The sequence below is a fragment of the Streptomyces sp. MJM8645 genome (assembly GCF_001625365.1).
In the GTDB taxonomy this organism is placed as follows: domain Bacteria; phylum Actinomycetota; class Actinomycetes; order Streptomycetales; family Streptomycetaceae; genus Kitasatospora.
Genome location: NZ_LJJF01000001.1, coordinates 5525739 through 5546141, shown reverse-complemented (window position 1 = coordinate 5546141; position 20403 = coordinate 5525739). Strand labels below are relative to the sequence as shown.

Sequence of the window (20403 nt, the reverse complement as noted above, 5' to 3'; positions counted from 1 at the left end):
TTCGCCCCCCACCGGCGCCGGCCTTGGCGCAGTCCCGCCACTGGGCGGGTGGTGGTCCGGTGGCAATCCTCTGCCACAGATCATGGCACTGACAAGGCCGTGACCAGGGGTTGCGGCCCGCCTCGCACCCCACCCACCCCCGCCGGACGACCGAGGGCCTCCCCGCCTTTCGACGGGGAGGCCCTCTACAGAAGCCCGAATATACCGACCGGTCTACAGACTCCAGCGGGAATATACCGACCGGTCTATATAGCCCGACCGGAATATACCGACCGGTCTACAGAAATATACCGACCGGTCTACAGGCCGACCTCGCGCATCAGCTGACCGACCTCGGGGTTGGTCAGACGGCGCAGCCAGCCCGACTTCTGGTCGCCCAGCGCGATCGGGCCGAAGTGCGTGCGCACCAGCTTCTCGACCGGGAAGCCGGCCTCGGACAGCATCCGGCGGACGATGTGCTTGCGACCCTCGTGCAGGGTCACCTCGACCAGGTAGTTCTTGCCGACGTTGGAGATCACCTTGAAGCTGTCGGCGCGCGCGAAGCCGTCCTCCAGCTCGATGCCCTGCGCCAGCTGCTTGCCCAGGTCGCGCGGGATCGGGCCCTGGATGGCGGCCAGGTAGGTCTTGGTCACGCCGTACCGGGGGTGGGTGAGACGGTGGGCCAGCTCGCCGTGGTTGGTGAGCAGGATGATGCCCTCGGTCTCGGTGTCCAGACGGCCGACGTGGAACAGCCGGGTCTCCCGGTTGGTCACGTAGTCGCCGAGGCACTGGCGCCCGTCCGGGTCCTCCATGGTGGAGACCACGCCGGCCGGCTTGTTGAGCGCGAAGAACAGGTACGACTGGGTGGCGACGGTCAGGCCGTCCACCTTGATCTCGTCGTTCTGCGGGTCGACCCGCTTGCCCTGCTCGGTGACGAGCTTGCCGTTGACCTGGACCCGGCCCTGCTCGATCAGCTCCTCGCAGGCGCGGCGGCTGCCGATGCCCGCCCGGGCCAGCACCTTCTGCAGGCGCTCGCCCTCGGGCTCGCCGAAGGTCTTGGGCAGCTTGACGGCCGGCTTGTCGTGCCGGGCGAGGACGGCGTCCTCAATCTTGGCCTGCAGCTCGCGCGAGCGCTGCGGCTGGCGGCGCGGGTCGCCCGGGGCGCCCTGGCCCTCACGGCGCGGGCGCGGGGCCGGGCTGGGGCGACGCCCGGAGAAGCCGCCGCGGGCGGGGGTGGCGTTGGGGCCGCCGCCGTACTCGGGGCGGTCGTAGCGCCGCTCCTCGGGCCGCAGCGGGCGGTCCGGGTACCGGTTGTCGTCGCGCCGGTCGTCCCGGCGGCTGTCACGCCCGTACGAGCCGGAGCCCGAGCCGGAGCCGCCGCGCGAGCCGGCACCGCTGCCGCCGCCGTACGAGCCGCCGCGCGAGCCCGAACCGGACCCACCGCCGTACGAACCCCCGCGCGAGCCGGAGCCCGAGCCGGACCCGCCGCCGTACGAGCCGCTCCGCGAACCCGAGCCGGACCCGCCGCCGTACGAACCCCCGCGCGAGCCGGAGCCCGAGCCCGAGCCGCTGCGGCCGCTGCCGCTGCCGCCGTAGGAGCCGCCGCCCCGGCCCCCGCCCTGTCCGCTGCGACCGCTGCCGCCGCCGCTGCCGTTCCTGCCGTTGCCACTGCTACGCATCAAAGTGTCCGTACGTCGTTACCGTCTGGGATGTGCGGTCGTTTCGGCCGACCTCACCGCCCCCTACCGATCAGGCGCAGCCCGACCGGCCTCGCCACTGCCGTCCACGGCCTTCACGGCAGCGGCGGCGACCGCCTCCGCGATCATCGTGCCCTCCAGGGACTCCGCTTCCACGTCGTCGACCTCGGGCAGGAAGGGAGCAAGCTCCGGCAGCTCGTCCAGGCCGCGGAGCCCCATCCGTTCCAGGAAGTAGTTCGTCGTCCGATACAGGATCGCACCTGTTTCGGGCTCGGATCCGGCCTCTTCCACCAGTCCTCGCTGTACCAGGGTACGCATCACGCCGTCACAGTTCACACCGCGGACGGCGGAAACCCTCGATCTGGACACCGGCTGCCGGTAGGCGACGACCGCCAGGGTCTCCAGTGCGGCCTGCGTGAGCCGGGCCTGCTGGCCGTCCAGCAGGAAGCGGTCGACGGCCGGAGCGCAGGTGTCCCGGCTGTAGAACCGCCACCCGCCGGCGATCAGCCGCAGGTCGAATCCGCGGCCCTGGGCGGTGTATTCGGCGGCCAGTTCGCGCAGCGCCGCGGCCACCTGCGCCCGGGGCCGCTCCAGCACGCCGGCCAGCCGCTCCTCCCCGGCCGGCTCGTCGACGACCATCAGGATCGCCTCCAGCTCGGCCTTCAGTCCGGCCCCGGCCACCTCCTCGCCCTCGGCCGAATCAGCACCCTCGGCCCGATCAGCATCCTCGGCCAGATCGGCATCCTCGGCCAGATCGGCATCCTCGGCCAGATCGGCGACGCCGACCAGATCACCGACGCCGGAAGTCGACGGGGCCGACTTCTGGTGGACGACCCGGGCCTCGCCCTCCGACGAGACACCCACGGACGCCGCCACCGGATTCACCGGCCCCGGCAGCAGCCCCGCCACCGGCTCCGGCAGCAGCTCGAAGGCCGGCTCCAGCCACTCCCCGGCCCGCGGCCGCCCCGGCAGCCCGAGCGGGCGCCGCACCGGCCGCCCGCCGCCCCCGCCGCCCCCGCCGCTCCCACTCAGGCTCCCGCCCCCACTCGGGCTCCCGTTCCCACCACTCATCGGCTCTCCTCCCGCTCCCGCTCGCCCACCGGCCGGTCGAACTCGTCCGTCACCTCGACCGCGCCCCGGTCCGCCTCCGCCACCCAGCGCACCAGCAGTTCGCCCAGCGCCTCCGGCTGCTCGAAGGCCAGCACCCGTTCCCGGTACAGCTCCAGCAGCGCCAGGAAACGGGCGACGACCACCAGCTCGTCCGGCGCGTCCGCGACCAGCCGCTGGAACGACGCCTCGCCGAGCTCGGTGAGCAGCCCGACCACCAGCCCGGCTTGCTCGCGCACGCTGACCGGCGGGCTGTGGATGTGGTCGACGTACACGACGGGTTTCGGCTTGGGTTCCATGGCCCTGGCCGCCAGCTCCGCGAGCCGCTCCGGGCCGATGGTGATGACCACCTCGGGCAGCAGCCCGGCATGCCGGGGCTCCAGCCCGACGGTGCGCGGGCGTCGGGCCAGCTCGGCGGCCCAGCGCTCGCCGAAGAGAGCCGCCGCCCGCTTGTACGCCCGGTACTGCAGCAACCGGGCGAACAGCAGGTCGCGGGCCTCCAGCAGCGCCAGGTCCTCCTCGTCCTCGACCTCGGCGGCGGGCAGCAGCCGGGCGGCCTTGAGGTCGAGCAGGGTCGCGGCGACGACCAGGAACTCGGTCGCCGCGTCCAGGTCCCAGTCCGGGCCCATCGCCCGGATGTGTGCCATGAACTCGTCGGTGACGGTGGCCAGCGCCACTTCGGTGACGTCGAGCTTGTGCTTCGCGATCAGGCTGAGCAGCAGGTCGAAGGGGCCTTCGAAGTTGTCCAGCCGCACCCGGAAACCGCCCCGCGGCTGTTCCTCGGTCGCGTTCACGGCGGTGGTGGGTGGTTCGGCGGTGCTCGGCATGACGGTCCATCTTCACCCGGCCCGGCCGCCCGCCCCGCCCCCGGGGCCGTCGACACGCCGTCGACACCGCAGGACGCCGACACGCCACACCAGGGATGCCGCGCCGGGACCGCCACACCGGGACCGCCGCACCGGAGGCACCGCACCGGCAGCACCAGAAGCACTACCGACGCCCGGGAAGGGGCCTAGCGGCCGCGCAACCGCCGGACCAGGATGGAGGCCTCACCGCGCTGCTCCAGGTCCGCCAGGACGACCGCGATGGCCTCCCGGACGATCCGCCCGCGGTCCACGGCCAGGCCGTGCTCGCCGCGCAGCACCAGCCGGGCGTGCTCCAGGTCCATGAGCTCCTCGGCGGACACGTACACGGTGATCTTCTCGTCGTGCCGCTCGCGCCCGCTGGGGCGGCGCGGCGCGCGGCCGCGCGGCCGGGCGCGCCCGGTGCCGCCGGCCTGCTCCTCGGCGGTGCCGGGGTGCTGGCGGCCGGCCGGTACGGCGCCCTGGGGCCCGGCCGACGAGGCGGAGCGCTGGGCGGGCGGCTGGGCGCCCGCCGGTGCGCCGGCGGCCGGCTGCTGGTCCTGGGACGGCTGCCGCCCGGCCTCGCCGGTGCGCTGGGTGTCCTGGGCGTCCTCGGCGCCTTCGGCGCCGTCCGTGCCGTGGACGGTCCGCGCGGTCTCCGCTCTGGCTGCGTCGGCGGCCGGACGCGGCGCGAGGGAGGGCGACAGCGCCATCCCGCCGGTGGTCCGGAACAGCTCGTCGGCCCCCGGGAGACTCACTCGGCGGGGCGGCACCGGTCGAGCACCTCCCTGGCGAGCTGGCGGTAGGCGGCGGCACCGACCGAGTTGGTCGCGTACGTGGTGATGGGCTCGCCGGCGACGGTGGTCTCCGGGAAGCGCACGGTCCGCCCGATGACGGTGTGGAAGACGTGCTCGCCGAACGCCTCGACGACGCGCGCCAGCACCTCGCGGCTGTGCACGGTGCGCGAGTCGTACATGGTCGCGAGGATGCCGTCCAGGCGCAGCTCGGGGTTGAGCCGCTCGCACACCTTCTCGATGGTCTCGGTCAGCAGTGCGACGCCGCGCAGCGCGAAGAACTCGCACTCCAGCGGGACGATGACGCTGTGAGCGGCGGTCAGCGCATTGACCGTCAGCAGGCCCAGCGAGGGCTGGCAGTCGATGATGACGAAGTCGTAGTCGGGCAGCAGCGGCTTCAGCGCGCGGGCCAGCGCGGACTCCCGGGCCACCTCGCTGACCAGCTGCACCTCGGCGGCGGAGAGGTCGATGTTGGACGGCAGCAGGTCCATGCCCGGCACGGCCGTCTTGAGCAGCACTTCATCGGCCGTCAGGCCCCGCTCCATGAGCAGGTTGTAGACGGTGACGTCGAGCTCCATCGGGTTGACGCCGAGGCCGACCGAGAGCGCGCCCTGCGGGTCGAAGTCGACGAGCAGCACCCGGCGGCCGTACTCGGCCAGCGCGGCGCCCAGGTTGATGGTCGACGTGGTCTTGCCGACGCCGCCCTTCTGGTTGCACATGGCGATGATCTGCGCGGGGCCGTGCTCGGCGACCGGGGCGGGGATCGGGAAGTACGGCAGCGGGCGGCCGGTCGGGCCGACCCGCTCGCGGCGCTGGCGCGCGGCGTCGGGGGCCAGCGTGGCGGCGTACTCCGGGTCCGGCTCGTACTCGGCGTCCGGGTCGTCGTAGGCACCGTAGGCGAACTCGCCGTAGGCCAGGCCGTAGGCCGCCAAGTCGGCGTCGTGATCGGTCACCGTGGTCACCTGCGCTGTGTTCTGGCGTGCTTCGAAGGTACGGAGTGCGACCGAGCCGACCTCGGCCGAGCCCACGGAGGGCTGCCGGGCCCCGGGCTCCTCACTCGGCTGGCCGGCGGTGCGCTCCGCCAGTCCTGGCTGACCACCCCCGGGAGCAAATGTCGACTCATTCACAAGTCGTCTTACCTCCTTGGGCATCCAGGACTCTATGTCGATTCGTCAGCGTGGCAGCATGCCGACGGTTTGCGACTCTAGGCCGTTCAAGGCGTTCGCAGCAACACAATCCACGGTAGTGGGCCGGATGTGTCGACTATCGGGCGGGCCGATGTCAAGGGATGAGTAGGCCGTTGACCCTAACGTTTCTGCGGTGGGGTGACACGACCGACAGAAATTGACGACAGAGCGACCCGCCCGCTCAACCACCCGTTCACGGGCACGGCGAAGCCCCCGGCCCGAGGGGATCGGGTCGGGGGCGAACGACCGCCGGGCGGCCTACCGGATCACTGGATCGCCAGATCAGCGGATCGCCGGATCAGCAGATCACTGGATCACCGGATCAGGCGAGCACGCTCTCCAGCGAGACCGACTCCAGGCCGAAGGCCTCGGCCACGGCCGGGAAGGTGATCTGGCCCTCGTGCACGTTCAGGCCCTTGGCGAGCGCCGGGTCACGGCGCAGCGCCTCCTTCCAACCGCGGTTGGCCAGCTCGACGACGTACGGCATCGTCGCGTTGGTCAGCGCGTAGGTGGAGGTGTTCGGGACGGCGCCCGGCATGTTGGCCACGCAGTAGAAGACCGAGTTGTGGACCTGGAAGGTCGGCTCGGCGTGCGTGGTGGCGTGCGAGTCCTCGAAGCAGCCGCCCTGGTCGATGGCGATGTCGACGAGCACGGAGCCCGGCTTCATGCGGGAGACCAGCTCGTTGGTGACGAGCTTCGGGGCCTTGGCGCCCGGGATCAGCACCGCGCCGATGACCAGGTCGGCCTCGATGACGGCCTTCTCCAGCTCGAAGGTGTTGGAGACGATGGCCTTGATCTTCGTGCCGAAGATGCGGTCGGCCTCGCGCAGCTTGTTGATGTCGCGGTCGAGCAGGGTCACGTCGTAGCCCATGCCGATGGCGATGGTGGCCGCGTGCCAGCCGGAGACGCCACCGCCGATGACGACGGCCTTGGCCGGGTGGGTGCCGGGCACACCGCCGGGCAGCACGCCGCGGCCGCCGGCCGGGCGCATCAGGTGGTACGAGCCGACCTGCGGGGCGAGACGGCCCGCGACCTCGGACATCGGGGCGAGCAGCGGCAGCGCGCCGTTGCCGAGCTGCACGGTCTCGTACGCGATGGCGGTGGTGCCCGAGGCGATCAGCGCGTCGGTGCCGGCGCGGTCGGCCGCCAGGTGCAGGTACGTGAAGAGGGTCTGGCCCTTGCGCAGCCGGTGGTACTCGGAGGCGATGGGCTCCTTGACCTTCAGCAGCAGGTCGGCCGTGGCCCACACCTCGTCGGCGGTGGGGAGGATGGTGGCGCCGGCGGCCACGTACTCCTCGTTGGGGATCGAGGAGCCGACACCGGCGTTGTCCTCGATGTAGACCGAGTGTCCGTTGCGGACCAGCTCATGCACGCCGGCGGGCGTGATGGCCACGCGGTACTCGTGGTTCTTGACCTCGCGGGGGATGCCGACCTTCACGGCTAAACACGTCCTCTTGCCATGGGGGTCCCTACCGGAGAAGACCGGCGGGCGACGCGCACGTGGGGAAGCCTCCGGGGCAGCCCGGGGCGGGGATCGCTGCGCGACTGAGTTCGAGTGTAATGAAGCCCAGTCGGCGTGTCAGCCTTCCAAAGTGAATAAATCTGCCGAACACATTGGCAGGTTCGTAGGCTTCCCTTGCGATCTTCCCACCAAAGGTGTGTTAACCGGGCATCTTCGACAATACCTCCGAAATACCCCTCACCACCCGGCGTCGACGCGTTCCCGCAGGTCCGCGAGGGCGGCCCCGACGGCCTCCCGGCCGCGCTCGTCGCCGAGCCTGCGCAGCACCGCCAGCGCGGCCCGGTACTCGCGGTCCGCCTCGTCGAAACGGCGCTGTGCGGTGTGCGCCTCGGCCACCCGGGCGAGCAGCCGGGCCTCGGCGGCGGGCTCCCCCATCGACTGCCGCAGGCCGAGCGCCCGCCCGTACCAGTCGGCGGCGCGCACCGCGTCGCCGAGCGCGCGGTGGCAGCCGGCGGCGCCCTCCAGGGCCCGGGCGCAGAGCGGTTCGTCCCCGGCCGTGCGGGCGTGCTCCAGGGCGGCCCGGTAGTGCGCGACGGCCTGCTCCCAGCGGCCCGCGGCGGCCTGCAGGTCGCCCAGGTTGAGCAGCGCGGCCGAGGCCCGGCGGGGTCGGCCGTGCCGCTCGGCGACGGTCAGCACCAGTTCGTGCAGCCGGTAGAGGTCGGCGGGGGCGGCGCCGGTGAGCGGCAGGGTCCGCAGCAGCGCGGTGACCAGCCGGCCCGCCGAGCCGTCCAGGTCGCCCTGGCCGATCGCGTCGGCCACCGCCCCGAGCAGCAGGTCCCGCTCGCCGAGCAGCCACTCCCGGGCGTGCGCCGCCGAGCCCAGCCGCAGGGCGGCGGGCAGCGGGTCCGGCCCGGGGCCGCCCGCCGGGTCCAGCAGGGCGCGGGCCGACTCGGTGAGCCGGACCAGCCGCTCCAGCAGCCGGGCCCGGGCGAGCTCGGTCTCGGCGGGCCGGTCCTCCTGCTCGCGCAGCCGGACCAGCCTCGGGTAGAGACGGCCTGGCACCCGGTAGCGCGGGCTGCCGTCGGCGGCCGGCGCCTCCTGGCCGAGCAGCTCCCGTTCGGCCAGTGCGGCGAGCGTCACAGCCGCCTCCGGTGCCGGGCAGCCGACCAGGGCGGAGGCGGTGCGCGGGTCGGCGGTCTGCGCCGGGGCCAGGGTGAGGGTGCGCAGCATCCGCGCCTGGGCGGCCGGGAGGGTGCCGTACAGCAGGGTGAACGCGCCGATCAGCGGGTCGCTGTCGGGTACGGGCACCGGCTCGGCCGGCTCCGGGCCGGGCTTCACCCAGGCCGCTTGCTCCCCGGCCGTCTCGGCGGCGGCGGGCTCCGGCGCCGGGCCCTCGGCCGGCTTCTCCCCCGACGCCGAGGGCGTCGCGGCCTTCCCGGCCTTCCCGGGCGTGGACGCCTGGGCAGCCTTCAGCCCCTGAACGGCCTTCGCGGCCTTCCCCGAGGTCGTGCCCTGTACAGGCTTCGCGGCCTTCCCCGACGCCGTGCCCTGTACGGGCTTCGCCGCCTTCCCGGGCGTCGACGCCTGGGCGGTCTTCGGCCCCTGGACGGGCTTCTCCGCCTTCTCCCCCTCCCCCTTCGGCGCCGCCGACCGCGCCGACTCCTCGCCCACCACCCGGGTGAGCTCGCGCGCCGCCTCGGTGACGGCCGCCTTCGGGTCGCCGCGCAGCCACCCGGCCATCAGCCGCAGGGCGGCCGGCCGGGCCGCGCAGGCCTCGGCCAGGTCGGCGCCGCCGACCGGGTCGCAGGAGATCCGGGTGCCGCCGACCAGGTCGGCGAGCAGTTCGCCGGAGGCCTGCCGGTCGAGCCCGCCGAGGATCACCGGGTCGATGTCCTCGATGCCGGTGAGCGGCCCGGCGGTGGTGGCGAGCACCAGGCAGCCGGGTTCGTCGGCGAGCAGCGGCCACAGCTGCCCGGCATCCCGGACGTCGTCCAGCACCAGCAGCACCCGGCGACCCACGAGCGCCTCGCGCAGCGCGACGCAGGCGGGCTCGTCCCGCCCGTCCCCGGTGGCGCCGGGCAGCGGCACGGGGGCCTCGGGGTCGAGCTGCTCCAGCAGCAGCCGGGCGGCCCGGGCGGGCGTCACCCGGCCGCCGTCGGGGGCGGACAGGCGCGCGAAGAGCACGCCGTCGGGGTGGTCCGCGGCGGCGGTGCGGGCGAAGCGGACCGCCAGCGTGGTGCGGCCGGAGCCGGGGCGGCCGGCCAGCACCAGCACCGGGCTGCGGCCGGTGGCCGGGCGCGCGGCGGCCGCCCGCAGCGCGGCCAGCTCGGTGCGCCGCCCGACGAACAGTGCGGGCCCGGCCGGCAGCCGGTCGAGGCCCGGAACGGCCCCGACGGGCGCGTCGGGGCCGGGGTCCATCGTCGCCGTCTTCCTCGCCACCCGTGCCACTCCCGACGTCATCCGGCCTCAGCGGAGGCGGCCCGGGACGGGCGCCCTGTCTGCGAAGCGTAGTTCGACCGTCCGGCTCAGCCGAGGTGACATCCGGTCGTACGAACCGGTAAATCACCCTCGCGGATCAACAGCAGGGTGCTCAGGAGGCGTACGGGCCGTTCGCTCACCCCTCGAAGGGCCGGGCCGGCCAGGGCGAGTCCGCCGGGCGCAGCCCGTCCAGCCCGTCCGGTCCGGTGAGCGCGGCGTGCACGGCGAGCGTGCCGGTGATCAGGGTCGGGTTGTGCAGCCGCCCGGCGTGGATCAGCCGGATCAGGTCGGACACCGGCACCCAGGCGACCTCGATCTCCTGCTCCTCGCCCTGCGCCGCGTAGCGCTCGCCCTCGGCCTCCGCGAGGTCGGTGGCGAGGAACATCCGCAGCGCCTCGTCGGTGCCGCCGGGGGAGGTGTAGTAGTCGGCGAGGATGCGCCAGGTGTCGGCCTTGCAGTGCGCCTCCTCGTACAGCTCGCGCTGCGCGGCGTGCCACGGGTTCTCGCCGGGCACGTCGAGCAGGCCGGCGGGCAGCTCCCACAGGCGCTGGCGGACGGGGTGGCGGTACTGCCGCAGGACCAGCACCCGCTGCTTGGCGTCCAGGGCGAGCACGGAGACCGAGCCGGGGTGGGTCTGGTAGTCGCGGCGGGCCCAGCTGCCGTCGGGCATCCGGACCTCTTCGCTGCGCACGCCGGTGACCTTGCCCTGGAACGGCGTCCGGCTCTCCCGGACCTCCCACTCCTCGGCCACGTCGGCGATCCCCTGGTCGCGCTGCTCGTCCATCGCTCTCCCCTTTTCGTCAGTGCGACACAATCTAACGCCGGACGGCGGCCCCGCGGGAATCGCGGGGCCGCCGTCCGGTGAACGACCGACGACTTACTCGGCCGCGGTGGTCTTGATCTCGATGGCGGCCTTGACCAGGCCCGCGAACAGCGGGTGCGGGCGGGTCGGGCGGGACTTCAGCTCCGGGTGGGCCTGGGTGGCCACCAGGTACGGGTGCACCTCGCGCGGGTACTCGACGTACTCGACCAGGTCGCCCTTCGGGGAGAGGCCGGAGAACTGCAGGCCGGTCTTCTCCAGGTCCGCGCGGTAGGCGTTGTTGACCTCGTAGCGGTGGCGGTGGCGCTCCTCGACGTACTGCTCGCCGCCGTAGACCTCACGGACGATCGAGCCCTCGGCGAGCTTGGCCGGGTACAGGCCCAGGCGCATGGTGCCGCCCAGGTCGCCCTTGCCGTCGACGATGGCCAGCTGCTCGGCCATCGTGGAGACGACCGGGTGCTTGGCGGCGGCGTCGAACTCGGTGGAGTTGGCCTCGGGCAGGCCGGCCAGGTTGCGGGCCGCCTCGATGACCACGCACTGCAGGCCCAGGCACAGGCCGAGCAGCGGGACGCGATTCTCGCGGGCGAAGGTGATGGCGCCGACCTTGCCGTTGACGCCGCGGTCGCCGAAGCCGCCGGGGATGCAGATCGCGTCCACGTCGCCGAGCTGCGCCCGGGCGCCCTCGGGGGTCTCGCAGTCGTCCGAGGTCACCCACTTGATCTCGACCCGGGCGTTGTTGGCGAAGCCGCCGGCACGCAGCGCCTCGGTCACCGACAGGTAGGCGTCGGGCAGGTCGATGTACTTGCCGACCAGGGCGACCTTGACGATGTGCTGCGGCTCGTGGACGCGGCGCAGCAGGTCGTCCCAGGTGGTCCAGTCCACGTCGCGGAACGGCAGGTCGAGCCGGCGCACCACGTAGGCGTCCAGGCCCTCGCCGTGCAGGACCTTGGGGATGTCGTAGATCGACTTGGCGTCGATCGCCGCCACCACGGCCTCCTCGTCCACGTCGCACATCAGCGAGATCTTGCGCTTGATGGCCTGCGGGACCTCGCGGTCGGCGCGCAGCACGATCGCGTCGGGCTGGATGCCGATGTTGCGCAGCGCGGCGACGGAGTGCTGGGTGGGCTTGGTCTTCAGCTCGCCCGAGGGGCCGATGTACGGCAGCAGGGAGACGTGCACGAAGAACACGTTGTCCCGGCCGACCTCGTGGCGGACCTGGCGGACGGCCTCCAGGAACGGCAGCGACTCGATGTCGCCGACGGTCCCGCCGACCTCGGTGATCACCACGTCGACGTCCTCGGTCGCCATCCGGCGGATCCGGGACTTGATCTCGTTGGTGATGTGGGGGATGACCTGGACGGTGTCGCCCAGGTACTCGCCGCGTCGCTCCTTGGCGATGACGGTGGAGTAGACCTGGCCGGTGGTGACGTTCGCCGAACCGTGCAGGTTGGTGTCCAGGAACCGCTCGTAGTGGCCGATGTCCAGGTCGGTCTCGGCGCCGTCGTCCGTGACGAAGACCTCACCGTGCTGGAACGGGTTCATGGTGCCCGGGTCCACGTTGAGGTACGGGTCGAGCTTCTGCATGGTGACGCGCAGGCCGCGGGCCTTGAGGAGCGCGCCAAGGCTGGAGGCGGTGAGGCCCTTGCCGAGCGAAGAGGCGACACCCCCGGTGACGAAGAGGTGCTTGGTCGTCACGGCGCGGCCGTTCGCTGCCTTGCCGGAATGGGGCTGTGCCAAGAGGGGGCTCCCGTGGGTCGCGTGTCGAAGGTGACGTGGGCGGGATGCTCTCGACTCGCCGAACGACGGGAGGCGGTGCGGTGCACGGCACTCGGGGGGTCGTCGATTCGGCTGGTCCGGGGCGTTTGATCCCACCGGTCCACGGGATACCAGGGTATCAGTGACCCGACCCGGACGCCTTCCGGCCCGCTCGCGGCGCCCCGGGGGCGTGCGCGGGGCGCACCACCGGCGCATCATCCGGCGCAGCCGTCACACCGGTCGCACCACGGCCGGACCGGGCCACTTCGGAGCACTCCGTTCGGGCCATGACAGCCCCTCCACTGGGACCAGGCGGAACTGATCCGTCCGGACCATCCTGCCCGGCGTCCTCGCGATGCACGGCATTTCCGCCGAATTGTGGCGCCACACGAGGCTGCGCCCGCGTGCTTCGCCCCTTTCGTCCGTCGTAAGCTGCACGGACGCATCGCCGACAGCACGAGCACGCGGAGGGCGTGGGAGGTCAGGACACTCCCGGTCCCCGATGCGCGACCGGACCTCCCCGTATTCCAGCTCCTCCCCTCCCACCCCAGGGGCTCGACCGAGCCCCGCGCGGACACTCCAGCAAGGCCCGCCACCACCCTTCGGCGGGCCGGACGTCCCGGGGTGGGCTCCGGCCCCGCAGACCGTTCGCTCCCCCAGATCGCCGATGCGTCGTGACCACATTGCGAACTGGAGATCCACGTGGCCGGCCGTATCGAGGACTACGCACTCATCGGGGACATGCAGACCGCTGCCCTGGTCAGCAGGGACGGGGCGGTGGACTGGCTCTGCCTGCCCCGCTTCGACTCTCCGGCCGTGTTCGCCGGCCTGCTCGGCACCGATGAACACGGCTTCTGGCGGATCGGTCCGGCCGAAGCCGTCGCGACCGAAGTCCCCACCCCCGCGGCACCCCCCACCCCGGCCGCCCCCGCCCTCGGCCTCCCCCGCTTCACCGACACCGCCGATCTGAGGGTCCCGCCGCCCACCGCGGCCGCCCCCGCAGTGCCCGCCGACCGCCGCCGCTACCGGGGCGACTCGCTGGTCCTGGAACAGGAGTGGGACACCCAGGGCGGCACCGTCCGGGTGATCGACTTCATGCCGCCGCGCCCGCTGGCCGGCCGCGACGCCGTCCCCCAGGTGATCCGGATCGTCGAGGGCGTGGCCGGCACCGTCCGGATGCGCTCGGCGGTGCGGATGCGCTTCTCGTACGGGCGCATCGTGCCCTGGGTGCACCGGGTCGAGCAGGCCGGAGGCGGCCACCGCACCGTCGCCGTGGCCGGGCCCGACTCGGTGTGGCTGGACGGCGAGTCCGAGACCTACGGCCGCGACCTGACCACCTACGCCGACTTCACCGTCACCGCCGGCGAGCGGATCGCCTTCGCGCTGACCTGGCAGGCCTCCCACCTGGACGCGCCGAAGGCCCCGGACGCCGAGGAGATGCTCGACGCCACCACCGACTTCTGGCACGAGTGGGCCGCCCAGTGCACCTACCAGGGCCCCTACCGCGAGGCCGTGATCCGCTCCCTGATCACCCTCAAGGGCCTCACCTACGCCCCCACCGGCGGCATCGTCGCCGCCCCCACCACCTCGCTGCCCGAGGACATCGGCGGTGAGCGCAACTGGGACTACCGCTACACCTGGCTGCGCGACGCCGCGATCACCCTCTCCTCGCTGCTGCGCACCGGCTACCGCGACGAGGCCAAGGCCTGGCGCGAGTGGCTGCTGCGCGCCGTCGCCGGCGACCCGGAGAACCTCCAGATCATGTACGGCATCGCCGGTGAGCGCGAGCTCACCGAGTCCTCGCTGGACTGGCTGCCCGGCTACGAGGGCTCGCAGCCCGTCCGGGTCGGCAACGGCGCGGCCGGCCAGCTCCAGCTGGACGTCTACGGCGAGGTCGTCGAGGCCCTGCACCTGGCCCACATGACCGGCCTGGTCCGCAACGACCACGCCCACCACCTCCAGCTGCGCCTGATCGAGTACCTGGAGGACCACTGGCAGGAGCCGGACGAGGGCATCTGGGAGGTCCGCGGCCCGCGCCGGCACTTCGTCCACTCCAAGGTGATGGCCTGGGTCGCCGTCGACCGGACGATCAAGCTGCTGGAGCAGACCCCCGAGGACGCCCCCTCCGACGGCCACCTGGAGCGCTGGCGCGAGCTGCGCGAGACCATCCACCGGGACGTCTGCGAGAAGGGCTACGACCCGGAGCGCAACACCTTCACCCAGTACTACGGCGGCAAGGAGCTGGACGCCTCGCTGCTGCTCATCCCCCAGGTCGGCTTCCTGCCGCCGGACGACAAGCGCGTCATCGGCACCATCGAGGCGATCCAGCGCGAGCTGTCCACCGAGGACGGCTTCGTGCTGCGCTACCCGACCCACGACGAGAGCGGCAACAACGTCGACGGCCTCTCCGGCCACGAGGGCGCCTTCCTGGCCTGCTCGTTCTGGCTGGCCGACGACCTCGCCATGATCGGCCGGGTGCAGGAGGCGCGCGAGCTGTTCGACCGGCTGCTCGCGCTGCGCAACGACCTCGGCCTGCTCGCCGAGGAGTGGGACCCGCGGCTCAAGCGCCAGGTCGGCAACTTCCCGCAGGCCTTCAGCCACGTCCCGCTGATCGACACCGCACTGCGGCTGACCGCCTGCGGCGGCGCCTACCTGTCCGCCCAGCCGGACGGCCTGGCGGCCGAGCGGGTCGAACAGGCGACGGTCTAGCGGTCTAGTCCCGCTGGACCAGCTCGTCGTAGGTGCTGAGCACCTGGGCGACGGTGGCGGCCTCGTCCGGCCAGGTCTCGGCCTGCTGCCGGCCGGCCGCCACCAGCCGCTCGCGGCCCGCCGGGTCGGCCAGCAGCCCGCGCACCGCCCGGCCGATCGCGACCGGGTCGCCGGCCGGCACCAGCACGGCCGCGTCGCCGACCAGCTCGGGGATCCCGCCGACGGCGGTGGCGACCACCGGCACGCCGGCCCGCATCGACTCCTGCACCACCAGCGAGCGGGCCTCCCAACGACTGGCGACCACCACCACGTCGGCGGCCGCCAGCAGGTCGGGCACGTCGGTGCGGAAGCCGAGCAGCCGCACCGGCAGCTTCTCGGCGGCGACCCGCTCGCGCAGCCCGGCCGCCTCCGGCCCGTCCCCGGCGAGCAGCAGCAGCGGCTCCGGGTCCAGCACGGACAGCTCGCGGGTGGCGTCCAGCAGCAGCCCGAAGGCCTTCTGCGGGACGAGCCGGCCGACCGCCAGCACCAGCGGCCGGTCCGGGCCGTCGCCGAGCAGCGCGGCGCGCGCCGCGGCCCGGTCGAGCCGGCCCTCGGGCATCGGCGGGGCGGCCACCGGGCCGAGCCGGGCGTCGGTGGCGCCCAGCTCCCGGGCCCGGGCGACCAGGTCGGAGGAGGCGCCGAGGACGAGGTCGGCGGCGCGCGCGACCCGGCGCTCCATCAGCCGCTGCAGGCGGCGCTCCAGACCGGTGGCCAGCAGCGCGTGGTGGGAGGTGACCACCAGCGGGGTCTCCGGGCGCAGGCCCGGGAAACGGCCTGCGGTGCGCAGGGCGAGGTCGGCGAGCAGCCCGGCGCGCAGCCCGTGCGCGTGCACCACGTCGGCGCCGGTGAAGGCCCGGCGCAGCTCGCCGATCGCGGCGGCGTCACTGCGGGCGCCGGCGGTGGGGGTGATGTCGACGGTGTGGAACCTGGCACCGGTGCGGGAGAAGCCGAACAGCGCGTCCGTGCCGGCCGGGGCGCACACCGTGACGATCACGCCGTGCGCGACGAGGCCCTGCGCCAGGGAGCGCACGTGGGCACCGATACCGCCGGTGCTGGCGGCCAGGACGAGTACCACGTGCAGCTGCCCCGGTTCTGGGGTGGCAGCGGCGGCCCGGGCGGCGGAATGGTCCACGTTCTCTCGCATCCGACTCGATCAGGTTCGCGCGCCGCTTCGCGAGGGTTGCCCGTCGGCGGCGCTCGGGACTGGAAAGCCAGTGTCCAGCCGCCACCATGCCAGGTCGGCGGCCCTCTTGGACAGTCGGCGCCACCGGGGGCGCGTCACCTTCCGTCCGCAAGGGCCACCCGGCCCTGTCGGCGGGTCGGACGCCCCGGCCAGGGCCTGTCGCAGCAGGTCCAGCCGGGGGTTGCCGGACCCGCGTTAGCGGTGGCGCGGGGCCCGGGCGGCGGCCAGCAGTTCCTCGGCGTGGGCCCGGCCGAGCTCGGAGTCCTCCAGGCCGGCCAGCATCCTGGAGAGTTCGCGCACCCGCTCCTCGTCGTTCAGCACCTTGACGCCGCTGCGGGTCACGGTGCCGTCGTTGGTCTTCTCCACCACCAGGTGCCGGTCCGCGAAGGCGGCGACCTGCGGCAGGTGGGTGACCACCACGACCTGGGCGGATTCAGCCAGTTTGGCCAGCCGGCGGCCGATCTCGACCGCGGCCTTGCCGCCGACGCCCGCGTCCACCTCGTCGAACAGGTAGGTGGGGACGGGGTCGGCGCCCGCGAAGACCACCTCGACGGCGAGCATCACGCGGGACAGCTCACCGCCGGAGGCGCCCTTGGCGATCGGGCGGGGCTGGGCGCCGGGGTGCGGGGCGAGCAGCACCTCGACCTCGTCCACGCCGTGCGGGCCGTAGGCGACGGTGCGGCCGTCGACCTCGATCCCCGACAGGTCGTCGACCTGGGCGATCGAGAAGGTCACCCGGGCGTGCGGCATCGCCAGTTCGGCGAGTTCGGCGGAGACGGCGTCGGCGAAACGCCCGGCCGCAGCCTGCCGGGCGCCCGACACCTCGGCCGCCAGCTCGGCCAACTCGGCCCGCAGCGCGGTCTCCTGGGCGCCGAGCTGGTCGATCCGGTCGTCGTCGCCGTCGAGTTCGGCGAGCCGGGCGGAGCCGGCCTCGGCCCAGGCGAGCACCTCGGCGAGGGAGTTCTCCGGGCCGCCGTACTTGCGCAGCAGCTGGGCCAGGACGGCCCGGCGGTCCTCGACGGCGGCGAGCCGGACTGGGTCGGCGTCCAGGTCGTCCGCGTAGCCGGCCAGGTCGCCGGCCACGTCGGCGAGCAGGTAGCCGACCTCGTTGAGGCGGTCGGCGAGGCCGGCGAGGCGCTCGTCGTGGTGGCGCACGGCGTCCAGGGCGCGGCGGGACTGCGCGAGCAGGGTGCCCGCGTCCAGTGCCTCCGGGTCGGCCGGGTCGCCGGCCAGGGCGGCGTGGGCGAGGGTCGCGGCGGAGGACAGCGCGTCGGCGTGGCCCAGCCGCTCGGCCTCGGCGGCCAGCTCCGTGTCCTCGCCGGCCACCGCCTCGGCGGCGGCGATCTCGTCCAGGCCGAAGCGCAGCAGATCGGCCTCCTGCGCGCGCTCACGGGCCCGGGTGGTCAGCTCCTCCAGGGTGGCCGAGACCTCGCGCAGGCTCCGGTAGGTCTCCCGGTAGCGGGCCAGCGGCTCGGCCACCGCCTCGCCCGCGTAACGGTCCAGCGCGCCGCGCTGGCGGGCCGGGCGCAGCAGCCGCTGCTGGTCGGTCTGGCCGTGCACGGCGATCAGTTCCTCGCCGAGTTCGGTGAGCAGCCCGACCGGGACGGCCCGACCGCCGACGTACGCCCGGGAGCGGCCCTCGGCGGAGACGGTCCGGCTGATCAGCAGGGCGCCCTCGTCCAGTTCGGCCCCGGCCTCGGCCGCGCGGATCGCCGCCGGGGAACCGGGGGGCAGCTCCAGCCGGCCCTCGACGACGGCGCGTCCGGTCCCGTTGCGCACCAGGCCCGGGTCGGCGCGGCCGCCGAGCAGCAGGCCGAGGCTGGTCACGACCATGGTCTTTCCGGCGCCGGTCTCACCGGTCACGGCGGTGAAGCCGGGGGCGAGTTCGACCACCGCGTCGTCGATGACCCCAAGATCCCGTATCCGCATCTCGTCCAACACGGAGACGACCTTACGAGGTTCCACCCCCGGCGCGCGACGAGCGGCAACGCCGCGTGGCAACTCCGCGCCCGGAAGTTCACCCCTTCCGGGGCGTTTGCCCGGGTCCCGGCACCGTGCACCACGGCAGGAAGATCTGCACCAGCGGGCCGATCGCCAGTGCGTACGCGACCGTGCCGACCCCGGCGGTGCCGCCCAGCAGGACGCCGGCGACCAGTACCGTCACCTCGATGCCGGTGCGGATCAGCCGCAGCGAACGCCCGGTGCGCCGGTGCAGGCCGGTCATCAGGCCGTCGCGCGGGCCCGGGCCCAGGCGGGCACCGATGTAGAGGCCGGTGGCCAGGCCGTTGAGCAGGATCGCGGCGGCCATCAGCGCGATCCGGGCGGGCAGCCCGTGCGGGCCGTCGACCAGCCGCAGCGTGAGGTCCATCGAGGCGCCCAGCACCAGCACGTTGGCGACGGTGCCGACGCCCGGGCGCTGGCGGATCGGGATCCACAGCAGCAGGACCAGGGCGCCGCAGATGGTCACCCAGGTGCCCACCGAGAGGCCGGCGACGCGTTGCAGGCCCTGGTGGAAGACGTCCCACGGGTCGAGGCCGAGGCCGGAGCGCAGCATCAGCGCCATGCTCGCGCCGTACAGGTAGAGGCCGACGGCGAGCTGCGGGATCCGGCGGCCCAGGGCGTGGGTGTCGCCGAGCACCCGGGCGGCGAGCGGGGGCCGGGCGGCCTCCGGGGCGGGTTCGGGCGTGGTCGTCGGCGTGGTCGTGGTGGCCATCGGGCGCTCCTGCGGGTGGTGCTGCACCCCGGGCGGCCCCGGCGGTGGCGGACTCGACGGCCGCACTGCCATGATGGTCAGGCCAATAGAGCCCGCTCCAGGGCCAATTTCGAGCAAGTGGACTGATCAGCCTTGGCCGACTGGCACACCACCGTCACCCCGCCCGCGCTCGCCCGGCTGCTCGCCGCCGCCCGGCTGCCCGAGCCGGCCACCGCCCGCCGCCCCGCCTACCGGACCCTCGCCGGGCAGATCCGGCTGCTGGTCACCGAGGGCCGCCTGCCGGTCGGCGCCCGGCTGCCCGCCGAGCGCGAACTCGCCGGCGCCCTGGAGCTGAGCCGCACCACCGTCGCCACCGCCTACGAGACCCTGCGCGCCGACGGCTACCTGCTCAGCCGCCGCGGCGCCGGCAGCTGGACCACCCTGCCCGAGGGCGCCCCGCCGCCCAGCGACGCGCTGCACCCCGTCCCCCCGGACGAGCAGGGCCGCACCCTGGACCTCGGCGTCGCCGCCCTGCCGGCCCCGCAGCCCTTCCTCGGCGAGGCCGCCGTCCGGGCCGTCGAGCAGCTACCCTGCTACGCCGCCGGGCACGGCCACTACCCCACCGGCGTCCCGGTGCTGCGCGAGGCCCTCGCCCGCCGCTACACCCAGCGCGGCCTGCCCACCACCCCCGACCAGATCCTCGTCACCACCGGCGCGATGGGCGGGCTGCACCTGGTCCAGCGGGCGCTGATCGGCCGCGGCGACCGGGTCGCCGTCGAGGCGCCCAGCTACGCCCACACCCTCCAGGCGCTCCGGATCACCGGCGCCCGCCTGGTGCCGGTGCCGTACGGCTACCGCCCCCAGCCCGAGTGGGACCTCACCGAGTGGCGCGGGGTGCTGCGCGGGGCCGCGCCCAAGGTCGCCTACGTGATCCCGGACTTCCACAACCCGACCGGCGCGCTGATCGGCGAGGAGCAGCGCCGCGAGCTGCTGGCCGCCGCCCGGGCCGCCGGCAGCGTCGTCCTGGTCGACGAGACCACCGCCGAACTCGGCTGGGGCGTACCGGAGTCCGTCCCGCTGCCGCGCCCGATGGCGGCGCTGGACCGCTCCGCCCAGGTGGTCACCGTCGGCTCGGCCAGCAAGCTGCTCTGGGGCGGCCTGCGGATCGGCTGGGTCCGGGCCGCGCCCGCGCTGGTGCGCCGGCTGGCCGCCGACCGGGTCTACAGCGACGTCGGCACGCCGGTCCTGGAGCAGCTGATCGCCGCCGAACTGCTGGGCGAGCCGCTGCCCGCCGTCCGGGCGCACCAGTTGGACCGGCTGCGGGCGACGGCGCACGCCTTCGCCGCCGCACTGCCCGAGCACCTGCCGGGCTGGTCGTTCACGCCGCCGCCCGGCGGGCTCTCGCTCTGGGTGTCCACCGGCGGGCTGTCCGGCGCGGCGCTGGCCCGGTCCGGGGAACGCGCCGGGGTGAGGATCGCCTCGGGCAACCGGTTCGGCTCGGACGGCGCGTTCGAGCACCACGTCCGGATCCCGCTCACCGTGCCGGCCCCGGCCGTCCCCGCCGCCGTGCAGCGGCTCGCCGAGACCGCCGCCCGGGCTGCGGCGGGCGGCCGGTACGGGCCGCCCGGCGACACCCCGCCGCTGGCGATCTGACCAGCG

The 20403-nt window shown here is 74.1% G+C and carries 13 protein-coding genes and 2 pseudogenes; 3 read left to right on the top strand and 12 right to left on the bottom strand.

Annotation, left to right across the window (positions count from 1 at the left end; genetic code table 11):
- Positions 1-299: 299 nt before the first annotated feature.
- From A6F73_RS23865 to A6F73_RS23825, 9 genes are all read right to left on the bottom strand, one after another.
- A complete protein-coding gene (locus tag A6F73_RS23865) occupies positions 300-1658 on the bottom strand; it encodes a pseudouridine synthase (RefSeq protein ID WP_063349657.1) in 1359 nt (452 codons plus the stop codon).
- Between the two features lie 63 nt (positions 1659-1721).
- Positions 1722-2357: an SMC-Scp complex subunit ScpB gene (gene scpB / locus A6F73_RS23860; protein WP_279634960.1), complete on the bottom strand. Its 636-nt coding sequence runs from the start codon at positions 2355-2357 to the stop codon at positions 1722-1724.
- A 386-nt stretch (positions 2358-2743) separates the two neighbouring features.
- Positions 2744-3610, bottom strand: coding sequence for a segregation/condensation protein A (locus A6F73_RS23855; RefSeq protein ID WP_079135939.1), 867 nt, complete (start codon positions 3608-3610; stop codon positions 2744-2746).
- Between the two features lie 185 nt (positions 3611-3795).
- A complete protein-coding gene (locus A6F73_RS23850; RefSeq protein ID WP_063349656.1) occupies positions 3796-4383 on the bottom strand; it encodes a hypothetical protein in 588 nt (195 codons plus the stop codon).
- Positions 4380-5546, bottom strand: a complete 1167-nt coding sequence (locus tag A6F73_RS23845; RefSeq protein WP_107452940.1) for a ParA family protein — start codon at positions 5544-5546, stop codon at positions 4380-4382. The genes A6F73_RS23850 and A6F73_RS23845 overlap by 4 nt, the downstream gene beginning before the upstream one ends.
- Positions 5547-5928: 382 nt before the next feature.
- Complete coding sequence (gene ald, locus A6F73_RS23840; protein WP_063349655.1) at positions 5929-7044, bottom strand: alanine dehydrogenase; 1116 nt, start codon at positions 7042-7044, stop codon at positions 5929-5931.
- A gap of 261 nt (positions 7045-7305) precedes the next feature.
- Positions 7306-9507, bottom strand: coding sequence for a tetratricopeptide repeat protein (locus tag A6F73_RS23835; RefSeq protein WP_159398524.1), 2202 nt, complete (start codon positions 9505-9507; stop codon positions 7306-7308).
- A gap of 175 nt (positions 9508-9682) precedes the next feature.
- Positions 9683-10330: an NUDIX hydrolase gene (locus A6F73_RS23830; protein ID WP_063349653.1), complete on the bottom strand. Its 648-nt coding sequence runs from the start codon at positions 10328-10330 to the stop codon at positions 9683-9685.
- Between the two features lie 93 nt (positions 10331-10423).
- Positions 10424-12103: a CTP synthase gene (locus A6F73_RS23825; RefSeq protein ID WP_079135937.1), complete on the bottom strand. Its 1680-nt coding sequence runs from the start codon at positions 12101-12103 to the stop codon at positions 10424-10426.
- Positions 12104-12823: 720 nt separating this feature from the next.
- On the opposite strand from A6F73_RS23825, the pseudogene A6F73_RS44410 reads away from it, so the two are divergent.
- Both A6F73_RS44410 and A6F73_RS23820 read left to right on the top strand, forming a co-directional pair.
- A pseudogene (locus A6F73_RS44410) lies at positions 12824-12991 on the top strand (trehalase-like domain-containing protein); the annotation flags it as partial.
- 135 nt (positions 12992-13126) lie between these two features.
- Positions 13127-14830: pseudogene (locus tag A6F73_RS23820) on the top strand (glycoside hydrolase family 15 protein); the annotation flags it as partial.
- 4 nt (positions 14831-14834) lie between these two features.
- Here A6F73_RS23820 and A6F73_RS23815 read toward each other — a convergent pair.
- The 3 genes from A6F73_RS23815 to A6F73_RS23805 all read right to left on the bottom strand — a co-directional run bounded on the left by A6F73_RS23815 (position 14835) and on the right by A6F73_RS23805 (position 18615).
- A complete protein-coding gene (locus tag A6F73_RS23815; RefSeq protein WP_063349650.1) occupies positions 14835-16013 on the bottom strand; it encodes a glycosyltransferase family 4 protein in 1179 nt (392 codons plus the stop codon).
- A 234-nt stretch (positions 16014-16247) separates the two neighbouring features.
- On the bottom strand, positions 16248-17981 hold the full coding sequence (recN, locus tag A6F73_RS23810; RefSeq protein WP_079136337.1) for a DNA repair protein RecN: 1734 nt from the start codon (positions 17979-17981) through the stop codon (positions 16248-16250).
- 88 nt (positions 17982-18069) lie between these two features.
- Positions 18070-18615 carry a hypothetical protein gene (locus tag A6F73_RS23805; protein WP_244293685.1) on the bottom strand — a complete coding sequence of 182 codons (546 nt, stop codon included), beginning with the start codon at positions 18613-18615 and terminating at the stop codon, positions 18070-18072.
- A 282-nt stretch (positions 18616-18897) separates the two neighbouring features.
- Here A6F73_RS23805 and A6F73_RS23800 point away from each other — a divergent pair, with 282 nt between their 5' ends.
- Entirely contained in the window at positions 18898-20397 is a 1500-nt protein-coding gene (locus tag A6F73_RS23800; RefSeq protein WP_063349648.1) for a PLP-dependent aminotransferase family protein, read from the top strand.
- Positions 20398-20403 lie beyond the last annotated feature (6 nt).

Coding starts and splice junctions, on each gene's coding strand:
- A6F73_RS23830 (WP_063349653.1), bottom strand. CDS start 10,330: ATGGACGAGCAGCGCGACCAGGGGATCGCCGACGTGGCCGAGGAGTGG.
- A6F73_RS23865 (WP_063349657.1), bottom strand. CDS start 1,658: ATGCGTAGCAGTGGCAACGGCAGGAACGGCAGCGGCGGCGGCAGCGGT.
- A6F73_RS23815 (WP_063349650.1), bottom strand. CDS start 16,013: ATGCGAGAGAACGTGGACCATTCCGCCGCCCGGGCCGCCGCTGCCACC.
- A6F73_RS23855 (WP_079135939.1), bottom strand. CDS start 3,610: ATGCCGAGCACCGCCGAACCACCCACCACCGCCGTGAACGCGACCGAG.
- A6F73_RS23805 (WP_244293685.1), bottom strand. CDS start 18,615: ATGGCGCTGATGCTGCGCTCCGGCCTCGGCCTCGACCCGTGGGACGTC.
- recN (WP_079136337.1), bottom strand. CDS start 17,981: ATGCGGATACGGGATCTTGGGGTCATCGACGACGCGGTGGTCGAACTC.